General features: G+C 41.3%; 15 protein-coding genes. 10 read left to right on the top strand and 5 right to left on the bottom strand.

The genetic code is table 11. The features are described 5' to 3' along the window. From B3317_RS09895 to miaA, 4 genes are all read right to left on the bottom strand, one after another. A partial coding sequence (locus B3317_RS09895; protein WP_291111035.1) for a hypothetical protein occupies nt 1-182 on the bottom strand: 182 nt, incomplete at its 3' end. A 16-nt stretch (nt 183-198) separates the two neighbouring features. Then, nucleotides 199-2,679, bottom strand: a complete 2,481-nt coding sequence (locus B3317_RS09900; protein ID WP_291111037.1) for a glutaminase domain-containing protein — start codon at nt 2,677-2,679, stop codon at nt 199-201. An 82-nt stretch (nt 2,680-2,761) separates the two neighbouring features. Continuing rightward, on the bottom strand, nt 2,762-2,896 hold the full coding sequence (locus B3317_RS09905; RefSeq protein WP_291111039.1) for a hypothetical protein: 135 nt from the start codon (nt 2,894-2,896) through the stop codon (nt 2,762-2,764). Between the two features lie 221 nt (nt 2,897-3,117). Further along, complete coding sequence (miaA, locus tag B3317_RS09910) at nt 3,118-4,032, bottom strand: tRNA (adenosine(37)-N6)-dimethylallyltransferase MiaA (RefSeq protein ID WP_291111041.1); 915 nt, start codon at nt 4,030-4,032, stop codon at nt 3,118-3,120. A gap of 142 nt (nt 4,033-4,174) precedes the next feature. Between miaA and rsfS the strand changes: the two genes are divergently transcribed. From rsfS to thrA, 8 genes are all read left to right on the top strand, one after another. Continuing rightward, nucleotides 4,175-4,534, top strand: coding sequence for a ribosome silencing factor (gene rsfS, locus B3317_RS09915; RefSeq protein WP_291111043.1), 360 nt, complete (start codon nt 4,175-4,177; stop codon nt 4,532-4,534). Between the two features lie 78 nt (nt 4,535-4,612). Further along, complete coding sequence (gene ftsH / locus B3317_RS09920; RefSeq protein WP_291111045.1) at nt 4,613-6,646, top strand: ATP-dependent zinc metalloprotease FtsH; 2,034 nt, start codon at nt 4,613-4,615, stop codon at nt 6,644-6,646. A 149-nt stretch (nt 6,647-6,795) separates the two neighbouring features. Further along, on the top strand, nt 6,796-7,683 hold the full coding sequence (locus B3317_RS09925; RefSeq protein WP_291111047.1) for a DMT family transporter: 888 nt from the start codon (nt 6,796-6,798) through the stop codon (nt 7,681-7,683). 132 nt (nt 7,684-7,815) lie between these two features. After that, nucleotides 7,816-8,634 (top strand): enoyl-ACP reductase FabI, encoded by an 819-nt coding sequence (locus B3317_RS09930; protein WP_291111049.1) that lies wholly within the window; start codon nt 7,816-7,818, stop codon nt 8,632-8,634. Between the two features lie 194 nt (nt 8,635-8,828). Next, nucleotides 8,829-9,992: an FISUMP domain-containing protein gene (locus tag B3317_RS09935; RefSeq protein WP_291111051.1), complete on the top strand. Its 1,164-nt coding sequence runs from the start codon at nt 8,829-8,831 to the stop codon at nt 9,990-9,992. A gap of 203 nt (nt 9,993-10,195) precedes the next feature. Beyond that, complete coding sequence (locus B3317_RS09940) at nt 10,196-10,804, top strand: L-threonylcarbamoyladenylate synthase (RefSeq protein WP_291111053.1); 609 nt, start codon at nt 10,196-10,198, stop codon at nt 10,802-10,804. A gap of 91 nt (nt 10,805-10,895) precedes the next feature. Further along, nucleotides 10,896-12,395 (top strand): S41 family peptidase, encoded by a 1,500-nt coding sequence (locus B3317_RS09945; protein ID WP_291111055.1) that lies wholly within the window; start codon nt 10,896-10,898, stop codon nt 12,393-12,395. A gap of 59 nt (nt 12,396-12,454) precedes the next feature. After that, on the top strand, nt 12,455-14,896 hold the full coding sequence (gene thrA / locus B3317_RS09950; RefSeq protein ID WP_291111057.1) for a bifunctional aspartate kinase/homoserine dehydrogenase I: 2,442 nt from the start codon (nt 12,455-12,457) through the stop codon (nt 14,894-14,896). Nucleotides 14,897-15,010: 114 nt separating this feature from the next. Here the strand turns inward: thrA and B3317_RS09955 are convergent, their stop codons facing one another. Beyond that, a complete protein-coding gene (locus tag B3317_RS09955) occupies nt 15,011-16,666 on the bottom strand; it encodes a hypothetical protein (protein ID WP_291111059.1) in 1,656 nt (551 codons plus the stop codon). Between the two features lie 352 nt (nt 16,667-17,018). Here B3317_RS09955 and B3317_RS09960 point away from each other — a divergent pair, with 352 nt between their 5' ends. Further along, the gene (locus B3317_RS09960; RefSeq protein WP_291111061.1) at nt 17,019-17,678 is read left to right on the top strand and encodes a hypothetical protein; all 660 of its coding nucleotides are present in this window, start codon (nt 17,019-17,021) and stop codon (nt 17,676-17,678) included. Between the two features lie 233 nt (nt 17,679-17,911). Then, nucleotides 17,912-19,123: a cofactor-independent phosphoglycerate mutase gene (locus B3317_RS09965; RefSeq protein WP_291111063.1), complete on the top strand. Its 1,212-nt coding sequence runs from the start codon at nt 17,912-17,914 to the stop codon at nt 19,121-19,123. Nucleotides 19,124-19,240: the final 117 nt, after the last annotated feature.

Raw genomic sequence — 19,240 nt, forward strand, 5'->3', positions numbered from 1 at the left:
GGCATCCAGAAGTTCATTCCCCATGGCATGGCAATGGCCGGATAGGTGTTGCCCGTGGATAGAGAAAATTTAGACTGGGTACCTACCAGGGGACTGACATAGTCAACTAATTCTGCTTGCTGTGCTTTTGCCGCGCCCAGCAAACCGACAATGCTTAAGAATAATAATCCTATTCTCCTCATTTTTTTGTGTTTTTAATTAACGATCTAACATTTTTATATAATATCCTCCCACTACTGATCTTGCCTGAAACCCGCGCTGATTCGGCCGATCAGTAAATACCCAGTCTGACATGGGTACCCTGTCGGGGGTCTCATTCACAAATAAGTATAGCGGACTGATAAACTTCTGGAACGTTTCCTGATCTTGAGTAAGAGTAGCTGTCCATATGATCCAATCTGTTTTGGTATAGGTTTCACGGTTATCTAAAGGCAACCCGTATTTATTTTGTTTGCGAAGATAATAAGCAATTTCTTTTTGTGCAACCTCCGCAGGGAAGATACCCAGCCCCAATATTTTATCCCAGACCAGATTATACTTCTGACTCCATGTTCCAGGCTTGTCAAATGTTAAACGATAATGATCCCCGTCATCTGCCATTTTCTCCCATTCCTTCGCCATTTCTTTTGCTTTGGAAGTATATTTCTCTGCCACATCTTTTTTACCTAATTTATCGGCCAGATAACCATACGATGCAACACCCATTATAGCTTTTATAGAAAGATTAACATTATGTGCAAAATGTCCGGCAAAGTCATCTGTACATAATTGGTTGTCGGGGTCAAGTCCGTTTTCAGCGAGATAATCAGTCCATGTAGTCAATACATCCCAGTGTTTTTCAGCATATTGGGCATTTCCTTCTATGTGCGCGATCGCAGCAGTAAGAACCAGCATATTTCCGGCTTCCTCTACCGGCATATCGCCGCCATATGTTTGTCCGTTGGCAAGAGGATAAGTGCCTACATCGTGAGCAGGAAAAGGTTTTACCCATTTGTTGCTTTCGCTGTAATAGAAGATGTGGTTTAGCAGACCTTTTGCCAGTTCAGGATTGTAGTACAGGAATAAAGGAGCCGACGGATATGTCACGTCTACCGTACCAATGGAACCATTACTGAAATTTTCTTTCGATAAAAAGAGCAGATCACCGTTCGGGGCTTCTACCAGCTTATGCGCCGTGATAGCCTGACGATAAGCAAGAGCGCAGAGTTCTGCGTATTCTTTACCTCCGGCCTGTGCTGTTTTCGTTATTAACTCCTTATCAAACAGATATGCTTTTTCAATCAACTTATCATACTCCTGATTTGCTTTATGGAAAATGCCTATGATAGTCTGGTCGCCATCTTTATTCCAATATGGTCTCAGATTTTCTCCGAAGTACTGGATAGAGTATATATCATCATAACCGATCATTATTTTCCCGGCAACAGTATTATTTACAGAACCCAGTGAACGGGTCAGAGCCAACTTATCACCTGTATTCTCCCTTTTTTCAGTAGATTCTTTTTTGACACCTTCTATAAAGTTCGCTCTCAATTCTTCAGCGTCTCCTATACTTGAGGTTGTATTTCCTTTTTCGGCGGCCAAATAGAAATACCCCCAGTCGATGCGCACGTTATCACCCGATTTTCCCAATATTTTCTGATCGAGACTTCCGGTTTTAAGGAATATAAGGTTCCCGTCTTCGAATCCTTCGCTTACCGATTGCTGCAACGGTTTGTCCAGCGCCCAAACAGGTGACGCTTCGAAGTACAGGCTTACATCATGTGCTTTGCCGTCATTAGATGAAACATTGTATGTAATATAATTTACAGGGCGCGACAGAAGAGTCAGGTCTTCCATAAATAAAGGTGCGGTGAAAGTCAGTTTCAGATCTACTTCACCACATGTAAATGTATAATGGGTCTGTGTAGCCTGTACATCTACGGATTTCTGAACAGCTGTGGTTTCGAATAATCTCTTATGATCTTTTTCCATTACCAATCCAAAATCAAGCAGGGCCAATCCTCCGCGATCGTGACAGTAACCGGCAATAATATTCTCTCCTTTTTTCAGTGTAGCAATCACCTCTTCTGATAATGGAGCCAGAATATTTTTCTTAGCGGCATTTCCTGTATTGACAACTTCGATACCGTTGATATAGATAATCGCATCATCGTCATGGGAATACTCAAGATACACTTTCTTTCCGGATAAGTCTTCATCCAGATTGATAACACGTCTTACCCATATATACTCGGTATTCCACTCTGTCTTAGCTGTAATTTCCTGCGGAATGGAGCCAAAAGCTGCAGGAGCCTCTTTCCATCCGGCATCGTTAAAGTCTTTATTGAACCAGTTCCCAGCGGGCTTAGAGGTAATGTATTTTCCTGTCCAACCCCCTTGTTCCGAGTTTGGAACAACTGTTTGCATCGGAGTTTCTTCTATTCCCATAAAGCGATAGACCTTATTATCCACTTTGACTACACCGATAAAGGGAAAATCACTCCCCGTCCAGTGCTTTACATTTCCATCATAGAGATTATCCGTAAACGACCAGCCCGCAGTATAAGGGTCTATCGTTATCAGAGGATAGGCCGGAGCCCTCAGATCATTTTTGACGATTTCATAATCATGTACTTTCTCAGTTTTGCAACTCAGCAAAACACTTATGCCGAGACAAAAAAATAGTAATTTTTTCATTAAATTGGTTTTTTATAATTAGTTATTATTTATTTCTTAGGGGTATAACCTGCATCAGAAGAGAGTTTATAACGAGTTTCATCTAATCGGCATATGGATTTTTCTGATGGTTTCCGGAGGTAATACCGGAAATGTGTTTCTGTTCATTTCCCCTCTCCGGAAGGACGGAAGAAAGAAAATAAGAATACCGGGATAGAGATAAAAATATTTTTTTCATGATGCTTAAATAAAAGGCTGTTTAATTCACTGTAAATCTATTTTATATAATTTACATGAATACTGAAATCCTATTCAAGAAACAAGAATATATATCCAATTTTATGATTTAACCCTGCATTAACCCAAAAGGCAATAGCTGATATCATACTTTCGCACTCGATATAACGAAAATAGTTATATCGAGTTTGAGGAATATAATCGTGTTTTCCTGTTTATTTTTTATTGAAAGAGCCCCAGCACCTTTCCTATCTTTTCGTTCATGGGGAGTGATGCATTTATCCAGTGAATATGAATCCCTCTCTTTTCCATCCCCCTAAACCAGGTCATCTGTCGTTTGGCAAACTGATGGATAGCGATTTCGAGTTGTGAGAACATTTCCTGATAAGATAGTTTCCCTAACAGATAGAGAGTGACATATTTGTATTCCAGTCCGTAATAAATGAGGTCATCAGGCGCAACTCCTTCATCCAATATATTTTGCACCTCTTCTATCATCCCTTCATCGAGGCGGGCTTTCAGACGCTTCGATATTTTTTCGCGGCGAAGCTCCCGGTCAATATCTACCCCGACAACAAGGCTGTTTAACGGAGGAAATTCATTTTGCTCCAAAGGGTGTTCTTGTTTATACTCTTCTATCTCTATAGCACGGATAGCACGTTGGGCAGTATCTACATCAGTGGTGTTATGGAGATTTTTAAACGTTGCCAATATATCGGTAAGTTCCTGCAGGCTGTGTTTTTCATATTTTTTTCTCAATTCTTTATTCTCAGGAACATTTACAAGCGAATACCCTTTCAGGACAGATTCTATATAGAGACCTGACCCTCCACACAAAATGGGGAGTTTACCTCTGTTACTGATATCAGTATAAGCCTGATAAAAATCTGACTGATATTCAAAAATATTATACTTATCTCCTGCTTCACGGATATCTATCAGATGATACGGTATATTTTTTCCGTCCACTATATAATCGGCCAGATCCTTACCGGTACCGATATCCATGGACTTATACACCTGCCGGGAATCTCCGCTGATGATTTCGGTATTGAGAGAATGAGCCAGATGACAGGCAAAATTTGTTTTGCCGGATGCAGTAGGGCCTACTATTGTTATCAGATCAAACATTTTCATAATACAAAAGTAAGCTGATTTTATCTTACCTCTTCATCTTTCTTTATTTAAATCTTTGTTCTTCTATAATATATAATCGATTTGTTCAAAAAACCCCTTATATTTGTAGGTTAAAACAGATTCAAACACTTTAAAATTACGAATGAAAGAAGGTAAAAGTTTAGCAAACAGCATCGTAGCTGCATGTCAGGATAAAAAAGCAAAGAATATTGTCATAGTGGATATGACAGAACTACCAGGAACTATCTGCCAATACTTTGTTATATGCGAAGGAAATACTCCTACACAAGTAGGTGCTATATCGGATGAAATCGTGGATTCACTGAAAAAAAAGAAGAAAGAACGTCCCATTTCTATCGACGGATTACGAGAAGGCCGGTGGGTAGGAATAGATTATGGTACGGTTATTGTACACGTGTTCTTACCGGAATTGCGTGAATTTTATAACATTGAGCATTTATGGGCCGATGCCAAGTTGGAAAATATCCCCGATATCGACTGACAACAAATAGCCTTTATTGATTGTTGTATTCCGTAAAACCAAAAACCAATTAAAAAGATATTACTTTCAGAATAATATATGGATAATTATAATAAAGGAGAAAATAACAAGCCGAAAACGCCGGGAATGAAAGGCCCTAAGATGCCGTTTAATCTCTATTGGGTGTACCTGATTGTATTTGCCGCTATTATCGGAATGTACTTTTTCTCCGAGAATACAGGCGGAATTCAGAAAGAGATAGCATGGTCCGAATTTCAGGGTTATGTGAAAGATAACAGCATAAGCAAAATTGTAGTCGACAATAAAAGCAATACACTAAAGGCCACTGTCCGCAAAGACTCGGTCAATCATGTATTTAAGGCAGATGCCGATAAGGCCGGGGATAAACCTTCTATTTTGGTAAAAATACCTTCGGCCGATAAATTTTCTGACTTTTACGACAAGGTAAGGGCAGAACATAACTACAGCATCGATGTCAGCTATGAACCGAATACGACCAGCGCATGGGATATACTCCTGAGCTTCCTGCCTATCGTATTGATATTCGGACTCTTCATCTATATGATGCGCCGTATGTCAGGCGGTGGTTCCGGCGGTGGCGGCGGAGTATTCAGCGTGGGCAAGTCAAAAGCCCAGCTATATGACAAAGGTTCCGATCTGCGTGTTACATTCAAAGATGTAGCCGGACTGTCGGAAGCCAAAGAAGAAATAGAAGAAATTGTGGAATTTCTTAAAAACCCTTCCCGATATACCGAAATAGGGGGTAAAATACCAAAAGGTGCATTGCTTGTAGGCCCTCCGGGAACAGGTAAGACATTGTTGGCAAAAGCCGTTGCAGGAGAGGCGAATGTTCCGTTCTTTTCCCTGTCGGGTTCCGACTTTGTGGAAATGTTCGTCGGTGTGGGAGCATCCCGCGTAAGGGATTTGTTCAAGCAGGCTAAAGAAAAATCGCCGTGTATCATCTTTATCGACGAGATAGATGCTATCGGACGCGCCCGTGGACGCAACCTAAATATGGGTTCGAACGATGAACGTGAAAACACATTGAATCAGTTGTTAACGGAAATGGACGGTTTCGGTACAAACAGCGGTATCATTATTCTTGCTGCAACCAACCGTGCCGATATTCTGGATAAAGCGTTACTTCGTGCAGGACGTTTCGACCGCCAGATAACTGTCGATTTGCCGGATGTGAACGACCGTAAGGAAATATTTAAAGTACATCTTCGCCCCGTAAAAATCGACGATACAGTGGACGTGGAATTCCTTGCCCGTCAGACACCGGGATTCTCAGGAGCGGACATTGCCAATGTATGTAATGAAGCTGCACTGATTGCCGCCCGCAAAGGGAAGAAAGTTGTTCAGAAAGACGACTTCACCAATGCAGTAGACCGTATTGTGGGAGGTCTGGAAAAGAAGAATAAAGTGACAACTCTCGATGAGAGAAAGACCATTGCCATACACGAGGCCGGACATGCCACATTAAGTTGGTTCCTGCAATATGCCAATCCTTTGGTCAAAGTTACTATTGTTCCGCGGGGTAAAGCCCTCGGGGCTGCATGGTACCTGCCCGAAGAAAGGCAAATTACGACCAAAGAGCAAATGCTGGACGAAATGTGCGCATTACTTGGAGGCCGGGCCGCGGAAGAGGTGTTTGTCGGTCATATATCGTCCGGCGCCGCTAATGACCTGGAAAGGGTAACCAAGCAGGCATATGCCATGATTTCATATCTGGGAATGAGCGAGAAGTTGCCGAATATAAGTTACTATGACTCATCGGGAGAAGCTTATGGTTTTACCAAGCCTTATAGCGAGGAAACTGCCCTGCTGATAGATAAGGAAGTGCAGGCAATGATAAACGAACAATATGAGCGAGCTAAGGATCTGCTTCGCAAACATTCCGACGGTCATGAAAAACTGGCTAATCTGCTGGTAACGGAGGAAGTCATATTTGCCGAAGACCTGAAAAAGATATTTGGTGAGCGCCAGTGGGTTTCCCGTTCGGAAGAAATATTAAAGGAGACTGAAGAGCCGCCTAAAAATGTGGAAATAGAGATTAAGAAAAGTGGAGATAATACGGATATGATAACCCCGGAAGGACAGTCTGAATAATAAACACCCACATTAAACAATATATCAAACCCTTTACTTACAAATGAAAGTAAAGGGTTTTTATTTTTTGCCTTTCCTATCCTCACATATCAAAGTAGCAGGCTTCCGAAAAATATTTATTAGATTTGCACCCGTTAAAGAAAGATAACATGAACAAGACAAAAGGCATCATACTCGCACTCACCTCATCGGGAACATTCGGACTCATTGCATTCTTCTCCATTCCGCTACTAAAAACGGGGATGCATGCGCCATCCATACTTTTCTACAGATGCCTGATTTCGGTATTACTCATAGGAACGGTATGCCTTATCAGAAAAAAGAACCTCCGGATATCACCAAAGGCTGCGGCGCAGCTTCTCTGCCTGGGCCTATTATATACGCTGACAGCTATGGGCCTGCTCTATTCTTACAATTATATTTCGAGCGGAGTTGCCACCACCATACACTTTCTCTATCCTGTGTCGGTCTCCTGTATGATGATTATATTCTATCGGGAGAAATTGTCCCGCAATCTTTTATTCGCAGCTATCCTGTCCCTGACAGGTGTGGCTCTGTTATGCTGGAGCGATTCCGGATTTATCAGTACAACAGGATTACTGGCTGTACTGATGACCGTCTTCACCTATTCCATTTATATCGTATGGCTCAACAGCCCTGAAATAAAGAGACTGGAGCCCGAAACCATCACTTTCTATGTGATGCTTTTCGGCGGATTTATATTTGCGGTCTTTTCCTATTCTACCACAGGTATTGAACTGGTACCGGATATACCGTCCATTTTCAATCTTCTCGGTCTGGCATTATTTGCGACAGTTATATCCAATCTCGCGCTTGTTGCAGCCGTAAAGCACGCAGGGTCTACCATTACGTCCATACTCGGATCGTTAGAGCCCGTAGTCGCTACAGCTGTGGGGATATTCCATTTTGGCGAACCATTCGGATGGAACGGCCTGTTCGGGTTATTGATTATTATAGGTGCCGTATTACTGGTAATTCTTACAGACAAGAAGAAATCCGAGGTTCCGGCAAGTTGAGAGCACATCCTGTAAATTTTATATCTATTAGCATCAACTATTGCACATTTTTACTATTTTTGTGCGATAAAGATTAATAAACAGCTATCACATTTTTTATAAGTAGCTAATAATCATCAAATAACGATAAAAATGAGTAACAATTTATTAAAAGGTAAAAGAGGAATCGTTTTCGGTGCATTGAACGAAAAATCAATTGCATGGAAAGTGGCCGAAAAAGCCGTGGAACAAGGAGCAATCATTACACTATCAAATACTCCGGTAGCCGTAAGAATGGGCGAAACCAAAGCCCTGTCAGAAAAACTGAATGCAAAAGTTATCGCTGCCGATGCCACAAGTGTAGAAGACCTTGAACAAGTATTCGTACAATCGATGGAAGCTCTCGGAGGAAAAATCGATTTCGTACTCCACTCTATCGGTATGTCACTCAATCTGCGCAAAGGCAGAGCATATGACGACCTTGATTACGGATTTCTGGATAAGACTCTCGATATCTCGGCAATCTCTTTCCACAAAATGATGCAGGTAGCTAAAAAGCTGGATGCCATTGCTGAAGGAGGTTCTATTCTTGCACTTACCCACATTGCTGCTCAACGCACATTCACCGGTTACAATGATATGGCTGATGCCAAATCCCTGCTTGAGTCGTTTGGCCGCAGCTTCGGATACATTTATGGCCGCGACAAGAAAGTACGTGTAAATACGATTTCCCAATCGCCTACAATGACTACCGCCGGACAAGGGATCGGCGGACTGGACGCATTCTTCGATTTCGCAGAGAAGATGTCGCCACTGGGTAATGCCAGCGCGGAATCCTGCGCCGATTACTGTATCGTGATGTTCTCAGACCTTACACGTATGGTAACTATGCAAAACCTGTTCCACGACGGAGGATTCTCTAACATGGGGCTTACTCAGGCAATTGTTGAAGACTATATAGAAAAGAAGTAAACAAATAATACCTGACCAGCGGCTCATAAAACATTATTTATGAGCCGTTCTTTACATTAACCACCATCTTATCAAAAATACACTGGCAATCATTTGCTACAATCAGACAAAACCAAAGCTATATATTACGATTTCTTGATTAATCGAGAACTAACTTTTCCCCAGATTTGTTTATAATCATAATACCAGTCAATATGAAAATCTGTTTTTCATTACTTCACATATCCATCGCAATACTTGTATTATCTCCTATAGGAGCATTCTCCCAAGTAACAATCGGTTCTACCGAGGAACCGTCGAAAGGGGCATTATTAGACCTGAAGGAAAATCCGAATGGTACCAGCAACAAAGGGCTGATGCTTCCCCGTGTGGAACTGGCGGCGAACAATACACTCACCATTGCCAGCGGAACCACAAGCAATTCTGACTATATAGGAACAGTTGTATATAACACAAAGAAAATAGAAACAAGTGAAGCCGACCGACTATGCCCGGGAGTACATGTGTGGACAGGAAGTAAATGGCAACCACTGGTTTCATACCCCACAAATACCATTCCTCCATCTCTGGCAGGTCCTGAAGCCGAGCTGGTCGACTCGAGAGACGGCGAAACATACCATACGGCACGTTTTCATTCAGTTAAGGCAGGTAGTCCATATAGCTGTACCCCTGTCGAAGTCGTCATAATCGACGCGGGAATATGGATGACACAAAATCTACGCTATACGCAAGGCTTAACCAATAGTCCTGCGGATACTTATGTCGCTATGCAATACTATACCCCCAGCAACACAGGTGCAACCGCCGCCCGCATCCGCGAGAATGGCAAATTATATAACTGGGCTGCCGCCTCTTCGCAGAAAGGCAATACCACAAACGGCCAAGGCAACGTTGACAATCCGCCTACTTACGAAGCAAATGACGAAAAATATGGCACGGCCGGAGCATCTACCGAAGTCAGGCGTCAGGGTGTATGTCCTTCCGGATGGCATTTACCAACCGACACAGAATGGTACATGCTGACGGAAGCCCTCAAGCTCCGTCCCGATCTGTACAGCTCCCAGACAACAGCGACTGATGCAAACGTAGGTAATGTAATGAAAAACTCTACAGAAGCGGCCGGCGCGTACCTGGGAACCAGTAAGCCTTCCGACCAGGGAGGATTTGCAGGTTATCTGGTGGGATTTGCAAATCAAAACAGAGTAACCGGTTATGGTGTAAGCAACCACTGGTGGGCCAGCAGTTCCTACAATGGAGCAAATTCCTGGAAGCGAAGAGTAGACAATAGTACCAGTTCCATAGACTGGTCTCCCAGCTCAAGAAACAATCATTTCTCGGTCCGTTGTAAGAAAGATTAATCCGCGAAACAGTAATTATCCTTTACAGCCAAAAGGTATTAAGTCTATGTTAATTCTTTAAGTTTTTTCGATTTGTGAAGAAAGATTAAAGATTATTGCCATATCTTTGACAATAATACAATTGACCCCTGACACAGAGCTTGATTGTATTAAATAAACAGTGATTGATTATTGGGAAAAATACTATTGTCTGAATTTATACTATGCTTGTAAAGTTATACGAAGAAAATCCTAATCCGAAAGAGATAGATAAGATTGTAAAAGTTTTGCAGGACGGCGGGCTCATTGTTTATCCTACCGACACAGTCTATGCCATTGGCTGCGATGCACTCAATGTACGGGCAGTGGAAAAAATATGCAGGATGAAAGACATTAATCCCGAGAAAAGCAACCTGTCGATTATCTGCTACGACCTGAGCAACATCAGCGAATATGCCAGAGTGGACAACAATACATTCAAGCTGATGAAGAAGAACCTGCCCGGCCCTTTTACATTTATTCTGAATACGACTTCATCCCTTCCTAAAATATACAAGAACAAAAAGACCGTAGGTATTCGTATTCCCGACAATAATATTATACGCGAACTCGTTCATACTTTAGGCAATCCTATAATGACAACATCCGTTAAAGATGATGATGAAGTGATAGAATACACTACAGATCCGGAACTGATTTATGAAAGATATCAGGACTTGGTAGATATTGTTATCGACGGAGGATATGGTGGTATAGAAGCGTCTACAATTGTGGATTGTACGGGCGATGAACCGGAAATAATGCGACAGGGCAAAGGGGAATTAATTTTGTAAAAGGATATATAATCCATATATTTGCAAACGTCTATAAAATATAGAGTTTTGCAGGCAATTTATTATAATACGCACCAAATAGTTAATATTTATGAAAGCAAAACTGACATTTATTATATTAATCATAGCATTATCTTTTACTGCGTGTAAGGACAATGAGGACTCAAATTCCGATTCTAACCTGACTGATGAAGAATATACGAATAAATGGATATATGACAGGATGGAACGGGTTTACCTTTGGAATGATGAACTACCGGCATCTCCCAATTATACGCAGAATCCTGATAAATTCTTTTATAATATTCTTTATAAATATAAAGATGTGAACGGGGACAGATTTTCCTGGATAGAAGAGGATGTGTCTAAAAAGACTAAAAGTCTTTATGCAGACACGAGCCTTGGATTCGACTATATCCCATACTCTTATTTTCCCACGAAAACCGACCAAAATTCATCTATAGGTCTCTTTATAATATCCGTAAATAAAGGAAGTGATGCAGAAGCTAAAGGTTTGAAAAGAGGACAGATAATATATAAAATAGATGAAACGCCTCTGACATATGAAAATTATTCTGTAATTTTTGAAGGGAGAACTTCGTTTAAATTATCTGTTTATAATAAAGACGGAATAAAGCAAACACTGGAAACAATCCAAGCCTCTGCAACTAAAACATCTCCGGTATTTATAAGTAAAGTTATCAAAAGTTTGGGAACCAGTATCGGATATCTGATGTATAACGCATTCGAAAGAGGTACGGATGAAGATGGCAGCAACTACGATTATGACATAGAACTTATAGAGAGTATGCAGACCTTGAATAATCAGGGAATCACAGAGTTTGTACTTGATCTGCGTTATAATTTAGGTGGATACCTTACCTCTGCAATGGATTTGGCAAGCGCCTTGTACAAAGACAGAACCACCAGTAAAATATTCGCAAAAGAAACATACAATAAATATTTCTCAGATTCACTGGTTGCAAAATATGGTTCAAATGGATTTAATGAATATTTCCTTGATAAAGTATATAATACAAACATCGAAATTCCCCGGTTAAATATAAGCCGTGTATATATTATTGCCACTGAAAACTCAGCTTCGGCCAGTGAATTACTTATCCACAGTTTAAGACCATATATGACTGTATACCATGTAGGGAAAACAACTGTAGGGAAAGACAAAGGTTCAATTACTATAAAAGCGGAAAGTGATCGTATCAAATGGCAATTACAACCGATTGTCTCCCGCATAACCGATGCAAATGGTGAAGGAAATTATATCTATGGCCTAACTCCGGACTATGAGGTTTCAGAGTGGGAAGAGGGATATGAAATGGTTGATGCCTATTATGAAGATGATAATGGAGTCAGACAAGAAACCAGAATCCCTATATTAGACACTTGGAAGGGTGGATTCTCTGAACTCGGAGATTCATCCGAACCTTTATTGGCAGAAGCTATAGCACAGATTACGGGAGTTGCACGCGTTAAAACAACGAAGTCTATAGCACATACCGATTGGGTAGCCAAGAAAGTTCCTTTTATTGAACAGAGTAAGAAACGGGCTAAAATACTTTTAGATAAATAAAGACATCAAAAGTTTAAATATCAAATAAAGCAATAAACGCAAAACCAACAATATACTAAATGAAAGTAATGAAATTTGGCGGCACATCCGTAGGTTCCGCCGCGAACATAGCCAATGTAAAGAAAATAATAAGCGGGGTTAACGAACCCATAGTCGTAGTAGTTTCAGCTTTCAAAAGTATAACGGACAAATTATTAACGACCTCCCAGCTGGCCGCAGCCGGAGATTATTCATACGAACGGGAATTCAGGGAAATAGTGGAACAACATGTAACGGTTGTCTGCAAACTTGATATATCCGAATCTCAACGCGAAAAACTGGCGGTTGAAGTCAACAAACTCCTGGATGAATTAAGCAATATCTTCAAAGGAGTATTTCTTATCAACGACCTTTCTCCAAAAACATCAGATAAGATAGTCAGCTATGGAGAACGCCTGTCTACTCTTATCATTAGTTATGCATTCTCAGATTATGAGATGCTCGATGTAACACAGCTTATCAAGACCGATTGCGCGTTTGGGAAACATACGCCTGATATGGAATTGTCAAATAAGCTGATACGGAATGCCTTTGAAAATTCATCGAAAAAAGTATTGGTTGCCGGATTTATATCCACCTGTAAAACAACCGGGGAAATTACCAATCTCGGACGGGGAGGATCGGACTATACCGCAGCCATATTCGCCTCGGCATTAGATGCCAATATTCTGGAAATATGGTCCGATGTCGACGGCTTTATGTCAGCCGACCCGAAAGTAATAAACAATGCGCATGTAATTGAAAGCCTTACATTCACCGAAGCCACCGAACTTTGTAACTTCGGGGCAAAAGTGATTTATCCGCCTACAATATTCCCGGTATATCACAAAAATATACCTATCCGCATAAAGAATACATTCAAACCTGATGCTCCGGGTACATATATTTCACATAACGGTGAAACCAGAAAGAGCAAAGCCATGATAAAAGGAATCTCTTCCATCTCTGACTCCTGCCTGATTACGGTACAGGGGTTGGGTATGGTAGGTATTATCGGAGTCAATTTCCGTATATTCCGTGCATTGGCTAAGAATGGCATCAGTGTATTCCTGGTTTCACAGGCTTCGTCCGAAAACAGCACTTCCATAGGTGTCCGTTCAGCGGACGCAACGCTTGCCGTACGGGTGCTTGAAGAAGAATTCGAAAAAGAGATCTCATTAGGCAGTATCAACCGGGTATTACTTGAAACCGAACTTGCCACAGTCGCTATCGTCGGTGAGAATATGAAATACACTCCGGGTATTGCCGGAAAATTATTCGAGACACTCGGTAAGAGCGGCATCAGCGTCATTGCCTGTGCGCAGGGAGCTTCGGAGGTAAATATTTCATTCGTCATCAAGAATAAGTACCTGCGTAAAGCCCTGAACTCTATTCACGATTCGTTCTTCCTGTCGGAATATAAGGCATTGAACCTTTTCATTGTCGGCATCGGTACAGTGGGAGGAAACCTGATAGAGCAAATCCGCCAGCAACAACCGAAGCTGATGGAACAGTATGCACTCAAGTTAAATGTTGTAGGTATAGCCAGAGGACGCAAAGCCCTGTTCTGCCGCGAAGGTATAAACCTTGATAATTATAAAACCGAGCTGGACGAAAAAGGTATACCAAGTTCGCCCGAAATACTGCGCGACGGGATTATAAATATGAATATATTTAATGCCGTATTTGTAGACTGTACCGCCAGTGAGCCTGTATCACAGATATATGGAGACCTGATGTCACAAAACATTTCGGTGGTCACAGCCAACAAGGTAGCGGCATCGTCTGCGTACGACAACTATATAAAGCTGAAGAATACAGCACGCGAACGCAATATAAAGTTCCTGTTCGAAACAAATGTGGGCGCCGGGCTTCCTATCATCAATACAATGAACTCCCTTATCAATTCAGGAGATAAAATCGTAAAAATAGAAGCTGTACTTTCGGGTACGCTCAATTTTATATTTAATACCATAAGCAAAGATATTCCTTTCAGCAAAGCCATCTATCTGGCTAAGGAAAGCGGATATTCGGAGCCGGACCCGCGTATCGACCTCAGCGGGATGGATGTAGTCCGCAAACTGGTTATCCTTACACGTGAGGCCGGATATCAGGTAGAGCAGGCCGATGTAGAGAAAAACCTGTTTGTTCCGCAGGAATACTTCAATGGCACAATTGAAGAATTCTGGGCAAATATCCGTCAACTGGATTCTGAATTTGAAGAAAGACGTAAGAAACTGGAAAGCGAGCATAAGCATCTCCGTTTTGTTGCCAAATACGAGAATGGAAAATGTGAAGTAGGCTTACAGGAAGTGGGGCAAAATCATCCTTTCTACGATCTCGAAGGTAGTAATAACATCATACAGATAACCACCGAACGATACAACGAATACCCTATGATAATAAAAGGATATGGTGCAGGAGCAAGCGTCACGGCTGCCGGAGTGTTTTCGGATATTATCAGTATCGCGAATATAAGATAAGGGTCTCTCCCTTACTCTTCCCAAAAGGTAGAATCAATGTCAGAACAAACGGATTAACCCTGCTCAGGCAGGATATGATTCGTAAAATCGCGTCAGAGGGAAAGATTCAGGCTCTTATAATATGCGAAATTTCTTCCGGAAAAAATCGCGGAAAATATAAAGGCACAATATGACGATGCTGATAATTGACACACAATAGCTTATACGCTGGATAATTGTACCGTTGTACCAAACTTTCACATGCCCTTGTTTATACACCGGAATTTGTACCAGTCCTTTGGAGCTTTCGTTTACAGGAAGCCTTTTACCATCTATTTCAGCCGCGTATCCCTTGTAATATACCAGGGGAAGTTCCAGGCTGTCAGGAATATATACATCTATGTCAAGACTCGTTATCCCTTTATTTTTGCGGAATCCGGATATAGATGTCGTGGCATTTTTACTTTTCACAGTATCACCCCTTGACCAAATATAATCAAAGCTGGATAGCTTTGTGGGAAAATATTCTCTTCCCGCAACGCGCCAATATACAAGCAACGAATCTTTCTTCGAGTGCATCTGTAACTGTTCCCGCAATGGCGTATCTTTGCCTACTGTATATTTATAACCTCTCCTCTCGCTATACGAATAAGCATCATTATCAATAATTGTGTATGTGAATACAAAGACTGCAAACACAATAATGCTCCCTATCAGCTGCTTTTTTGTTGTTTTAAGTATCTGCGACAAATAATATCCCGAGGCTATAGCAAAGAAAAGGCTGGAAAAACCAAACAACCTCCACGGGAACTGGATAAAATCCAGCAGGCGGAACGGAAAAACATCCCATGGAAATATATCAAAACTTGGCGTGATACAAATCAAGCCTATGATTACACTAATATCGGCATATTTCAATTGTCCGGATTTATTACGAACAAAAAAACGTAACAAAACAGGCATAATAAGCAATATCCCTATTGGCGGGAAAAAGTACCAGACATTCAGTTTAGTATAAATATCGTCCGGATAGCTAATCACACTTTGCATTGTATAGGAGATATTAAATGTCATATCTGTTATTGCGACAAGACGCTGGCTCTTATCCTCAACGTAAAATGTATCGGACGCCATTTGTTCCAGCATGGGAAACAGATAATAACTTGTAATAGCTATGGTTACGATTCCTGCCAGTACTAAATAGCCGAGACGTTTCGGCTCTCTTATCAAGCTCCTGTAATTGACGGTAAGCAAAATGATTACCGTTACAAATATCAACACCGATGAAATCAGGTGTGTGAAAATCAGGAGGCTATATGCTATGGCTAAGATATACCATTTTTTGTAATTACCCTTAATTATAAGACAAAGCCCTAAAAGAACAAACGGAATAAGCATTAGAGATATACTTTCACCCAATGCTGCCCGTTCATATAAACAATTTAAGCGATAGACACTGAATGTATATAACAATGATGAAGCCGCGGCAGCAAAAGAATTCTTAAAGAGATAGTTTACAAACAAATAGGATGAAATACCGCACAGGACAGTAATAGAAAACAGCATAATGAGGTAAACATATATCAAGGGAATAAATTTACCCAATATGGCAAAAGGAATCAGCATGACATCCGGATAAAAAGCTTTTGTAAAATATCCGTAGCCGTTTGCTGCATCATAGTCCAGATAAATAAGAAATGGGTTTCCCAGATTGTCAATCAGTGCCTGCAACCGCCCGCAATGGAAATAGAAATCATGACCGGGAGCGAAAGGAATATAAAGTGTTATCATTGCCGCAGATAGCAAGATAAGAGCAGTCAGAAATATAAAAAACGTTTTTTCCCGTTTTTTGTTATTAAGGATATGTATCATTATTTAATAATCTGAGTCACTAGCTATAAAACTATACAGTTCACCAAAAGAATATGATTGGAAACAGTATTTTATCCGTTTATTCTCATTTATATTATGTACAATAATACCGGTCAATTTTGTAGAATTTTTGAATTTTTACGGTATAATGTTTAATCTTGCCGTCCCTCGTTCTTGCAACAGTTCATCAGCGGGGAAATTATTTCACATCCAGTAACTGTTAAAATTCTGCATAAATAAAAATCTCGTTTATCTATACCAATAAACGACTATGGCAAAGTATGGAACAGAATTAACAGAAAAGATTATAAGCCTGATTGAAGACGAGTTTTTTACTATATCCCAGGTATGTAAGGCAACAGGTATCAGCCGGCAGACCTTTTATTACTGGATGGATACGAAGGACGATTTTCGGCAGGAAATAGAACAGACGGTGGCACGCCGCGAAGCTGAAATGATGACGATGGTACAGGCTTCGCTGAAAAAGAAACTCGAAGGTTTTTACACAACGGTAGAAAAGGATATTTATGTCCCCGATGAATATACGGGCGAAATTGTCTTTAAGCAAAAGACAGTTACGAAGAAAGAATGCCCTCCCGACCTGAGAACAATCAAGATGTTGCTGGACAGACAGGATAAGAAAACAGCACTTCCCGGCCTCCCCAAAGGGGAGGAGAAAGTCACGAAAGAATGCACAATGAAGGACGAAGCCGGGACTTTGGAAAAAACAGAAGAAACAGATAATGGTATGGCACAAAAACCGGTAGAAGAAATATTGGAGACCTGTGCCGCGGCAATCACGGAATATCCCCCGAAAAACGAATATATGGAAAGGGAGATGAAAGTGCTGACTTCTTCCCAAAAAAGAAAAGCGGAACACAAAAAGAAGAAAAATAAGGCCCTGCGGGTAGTTATAAGTGATGAGTTTTAAGTAATAAGTGCTAACACGTCACGAATGCTAACTGCTAACTGTTAACTGACAAAAGTGTCAGATTTACATACGCTACGCTCCTGTGACCGTTGGTTGTCAGATTTTAACATCCTTGCAGTTACAAGAATAATATACAACAATCGCTAACCATTGTAAGCTAAATGCAACAATAATTGTTTTTTTGATAAATTATCGTCAATTTTGTATTTTATTGTAAGTAGAATAGAATACAAATGAAAACAATTATAATCCTCGCCGATGGCGCGGCCGATGAGCCTATCGCCGCATTAGGAAATAAAACGCCGTTACAAGTGGCCAAGAAGCCATATATAGACATGCTTGCCGCTAAAGGCAAAAGCGGTGAACTGGACACTATCCCTCCCGGATTCAAACCGGGCAGTGAAATAGCCAACCTGTCGGTACTCGGGTATGACGTGCCGAAAGTTTTTGAAGGAAGGGGATCACTCGAAGCCGCCAGTATGGGAGTGGATATTCTGCCGGGAGAAATGGCTATGCGCTGCAACCTGATTTGCATCGAAGACGGTAAAATCAAGAACCATTCGGCAGGGCATATCTCGAATGAAGAAGCGGCAGAACTTATTCATTTTCTGGATAAAGAACTGAATGACGGCAAAGCAAGTTTCTATCCGGGCGTATCATACCGCCATCTGCTGAAACTTGAAGGAGGAAATAAAAACCTCGATTGCACAGCCCCCCACGATGTTACAGGGACTCCGTTCAAAGACGTTCTGATAAAGCCGGAAACACCTGACGCAAAAGAAACCGCCGATTATCTGAATCAGCTGATCTTAAAGTCACAGGAGTTATTGAAAGACCATCCCGTAAACAAAAAAAGGATCGCCGCAGGTAAAGACCCGGCAAACAGCATCTGGCCATGGTCTCCGGGATACCGTCCGCAGATGCAGACATTACAGGAATTATTCGGAATAAAAAGCGGATCGGTAATTTCCGCGGTAGACCTTATTATGGGTATCGGTGTATATGCAGGTTTGAAACTCATCCATGTAGAAGGGGCCACCGGATTGTGGAATACCAATTATGAAGGAAAAGCGCAGGCAGCCATAGAAGCGTTGAAAAACGATGATTTCGTATATCTTCACATCGAAGCCAGCGATGAAGCCGGGCATGAAGGCGACTATGAACTAAAGACAAGGACAATCGAATTTCTTGACGACCGGGTTGTAAAGCCTATATACGAAGCGACTAAAGGCTGGGATGAGCCGGTTACTATCGCCATCCTGCCCGACCACCCTACCCCATGTGCTATAAAGACTCATACAAACAAGCCTATACCGTTCCTTATCTATCGTTCGAACGGGGAAGCGGATGATATACAGGTATATGATGAGTTCGAATCGCCAAAGGGCGCATACGGGTTGATAAAAGGGAAGGAATTTATGGAGACTTTGTTTAGCCGCAAATAAGAATTTTAGAAGCCGTTTGAATTATATTCGTTAATGCAATACCTTCGGATTCCATGACCGAAACCTTTTTGTATAAAATGAGATAAATGTTATATCTTTGACGTAGCAAAAAATTAA

This window comes from Dysgonomonas sp. UBA7710, from assembly GCF_002482385.1.
Classification (GTDB): domain Bacteria; phylum Bacteroidota; class Bacteroidia; order Bacteroidales; family Dysgonomonadaceae; genus Dysgonomonas.

Bases quoted from the DNA above. Each gene is read 5' to 3' on its own strand.
- B3317_RS09900 (WP_291111037.1), bottom strand. From the start codon at position 2,679: ATGAAAAAATTACTATTTTTTTGTCTCGGCATAAGTGTTTTGCTGAGT.
- B3317_RS09905 (WP_291111039.1), bottom strand. From the start codon at position 2,896: ATGAAAAAAATATTTTTATCTCTATCCCGGTATTCTTATTTTCTTTCT.
- miaA (WP_291111041.1), bottom strand. From the start codon at position 4,032: ATGAAAATGTTTGATCTGATAACAATAGTAGGCCCTACTGCATCCGGC.
- rsfS (WP_291111043.1), top strand. From the start codon at position 4,175: ATGAAAGAAGGTAAAAGTTTAGCAAACAGCATCGTAGCTGCATGTCAG.
- ftsH (WP_291111045.1), top strand. From the start codon at position 4,613: ATGGATAATTATAATAAAGGAGAAAATAACAAGCCGAAAACGCCGGGA.
- B3317_RS09925 (WP_291111047.1), top strand. From the start codon at position 6,796: ATGAACAAGACAAAAGGCATCATACTCGCACTCACCTCATCGGGAACA.
- B3317_RS09930 (WP_291111049.1), top strand. From the start codon at position 7,816: ATGAGTAACAATTTATTAAAAGGTAAAAGAGGAATCGTTTTCGGTGCA.
- B3317_RS09935 (WP_291111051.1), top strand. From the start codon at position 8,829: ATGAAAATCTGTTTTTCATTACTTCACATATCCATCGCAATACTTGTA.
- B3317_RS09940 (WP_291111053.1), top strand. From the start codon at position 10,196: ATGCTTGTAAAGTTATACGAAGAAAATCCTAATCCGAAAGAGATAGAT.
- B3317_RS09945 (WP_291111055.1), top strand. From the start codon at position 10,896: ATGAAAGCAAAACTGACATTTATTATATTAATCATAGCATTATCTTTT.
- thrA (WP_291111057.1), top strand. From the start codon at position 12,455: ATGAAAGTAATGAAATTTGGCGGCACATCCGTAGGTTCCGCCGCGAAC.
- B3317_RS09955 (WP_291111059.1), bottom strand. From the start codon at position 16,666: ATGATAACACTTTATATTCCTTTCGCTCCCGGTCATGATTTCTATTTC.
- B3317_RS09960 (WP_291111061.1), top strand. From the start codon at position 17,019: ATGGCAAAGTATGGAACAGAATTAACAGAAAAGATTATAAGCCTGATT.
- B3317_RS09965 (WP_291111063.1), top strand. From the start codon at position 17,912: ATGAAAACAATTATAATCCTCGCCGATGGCGCGGCCGATGAGCCTATC.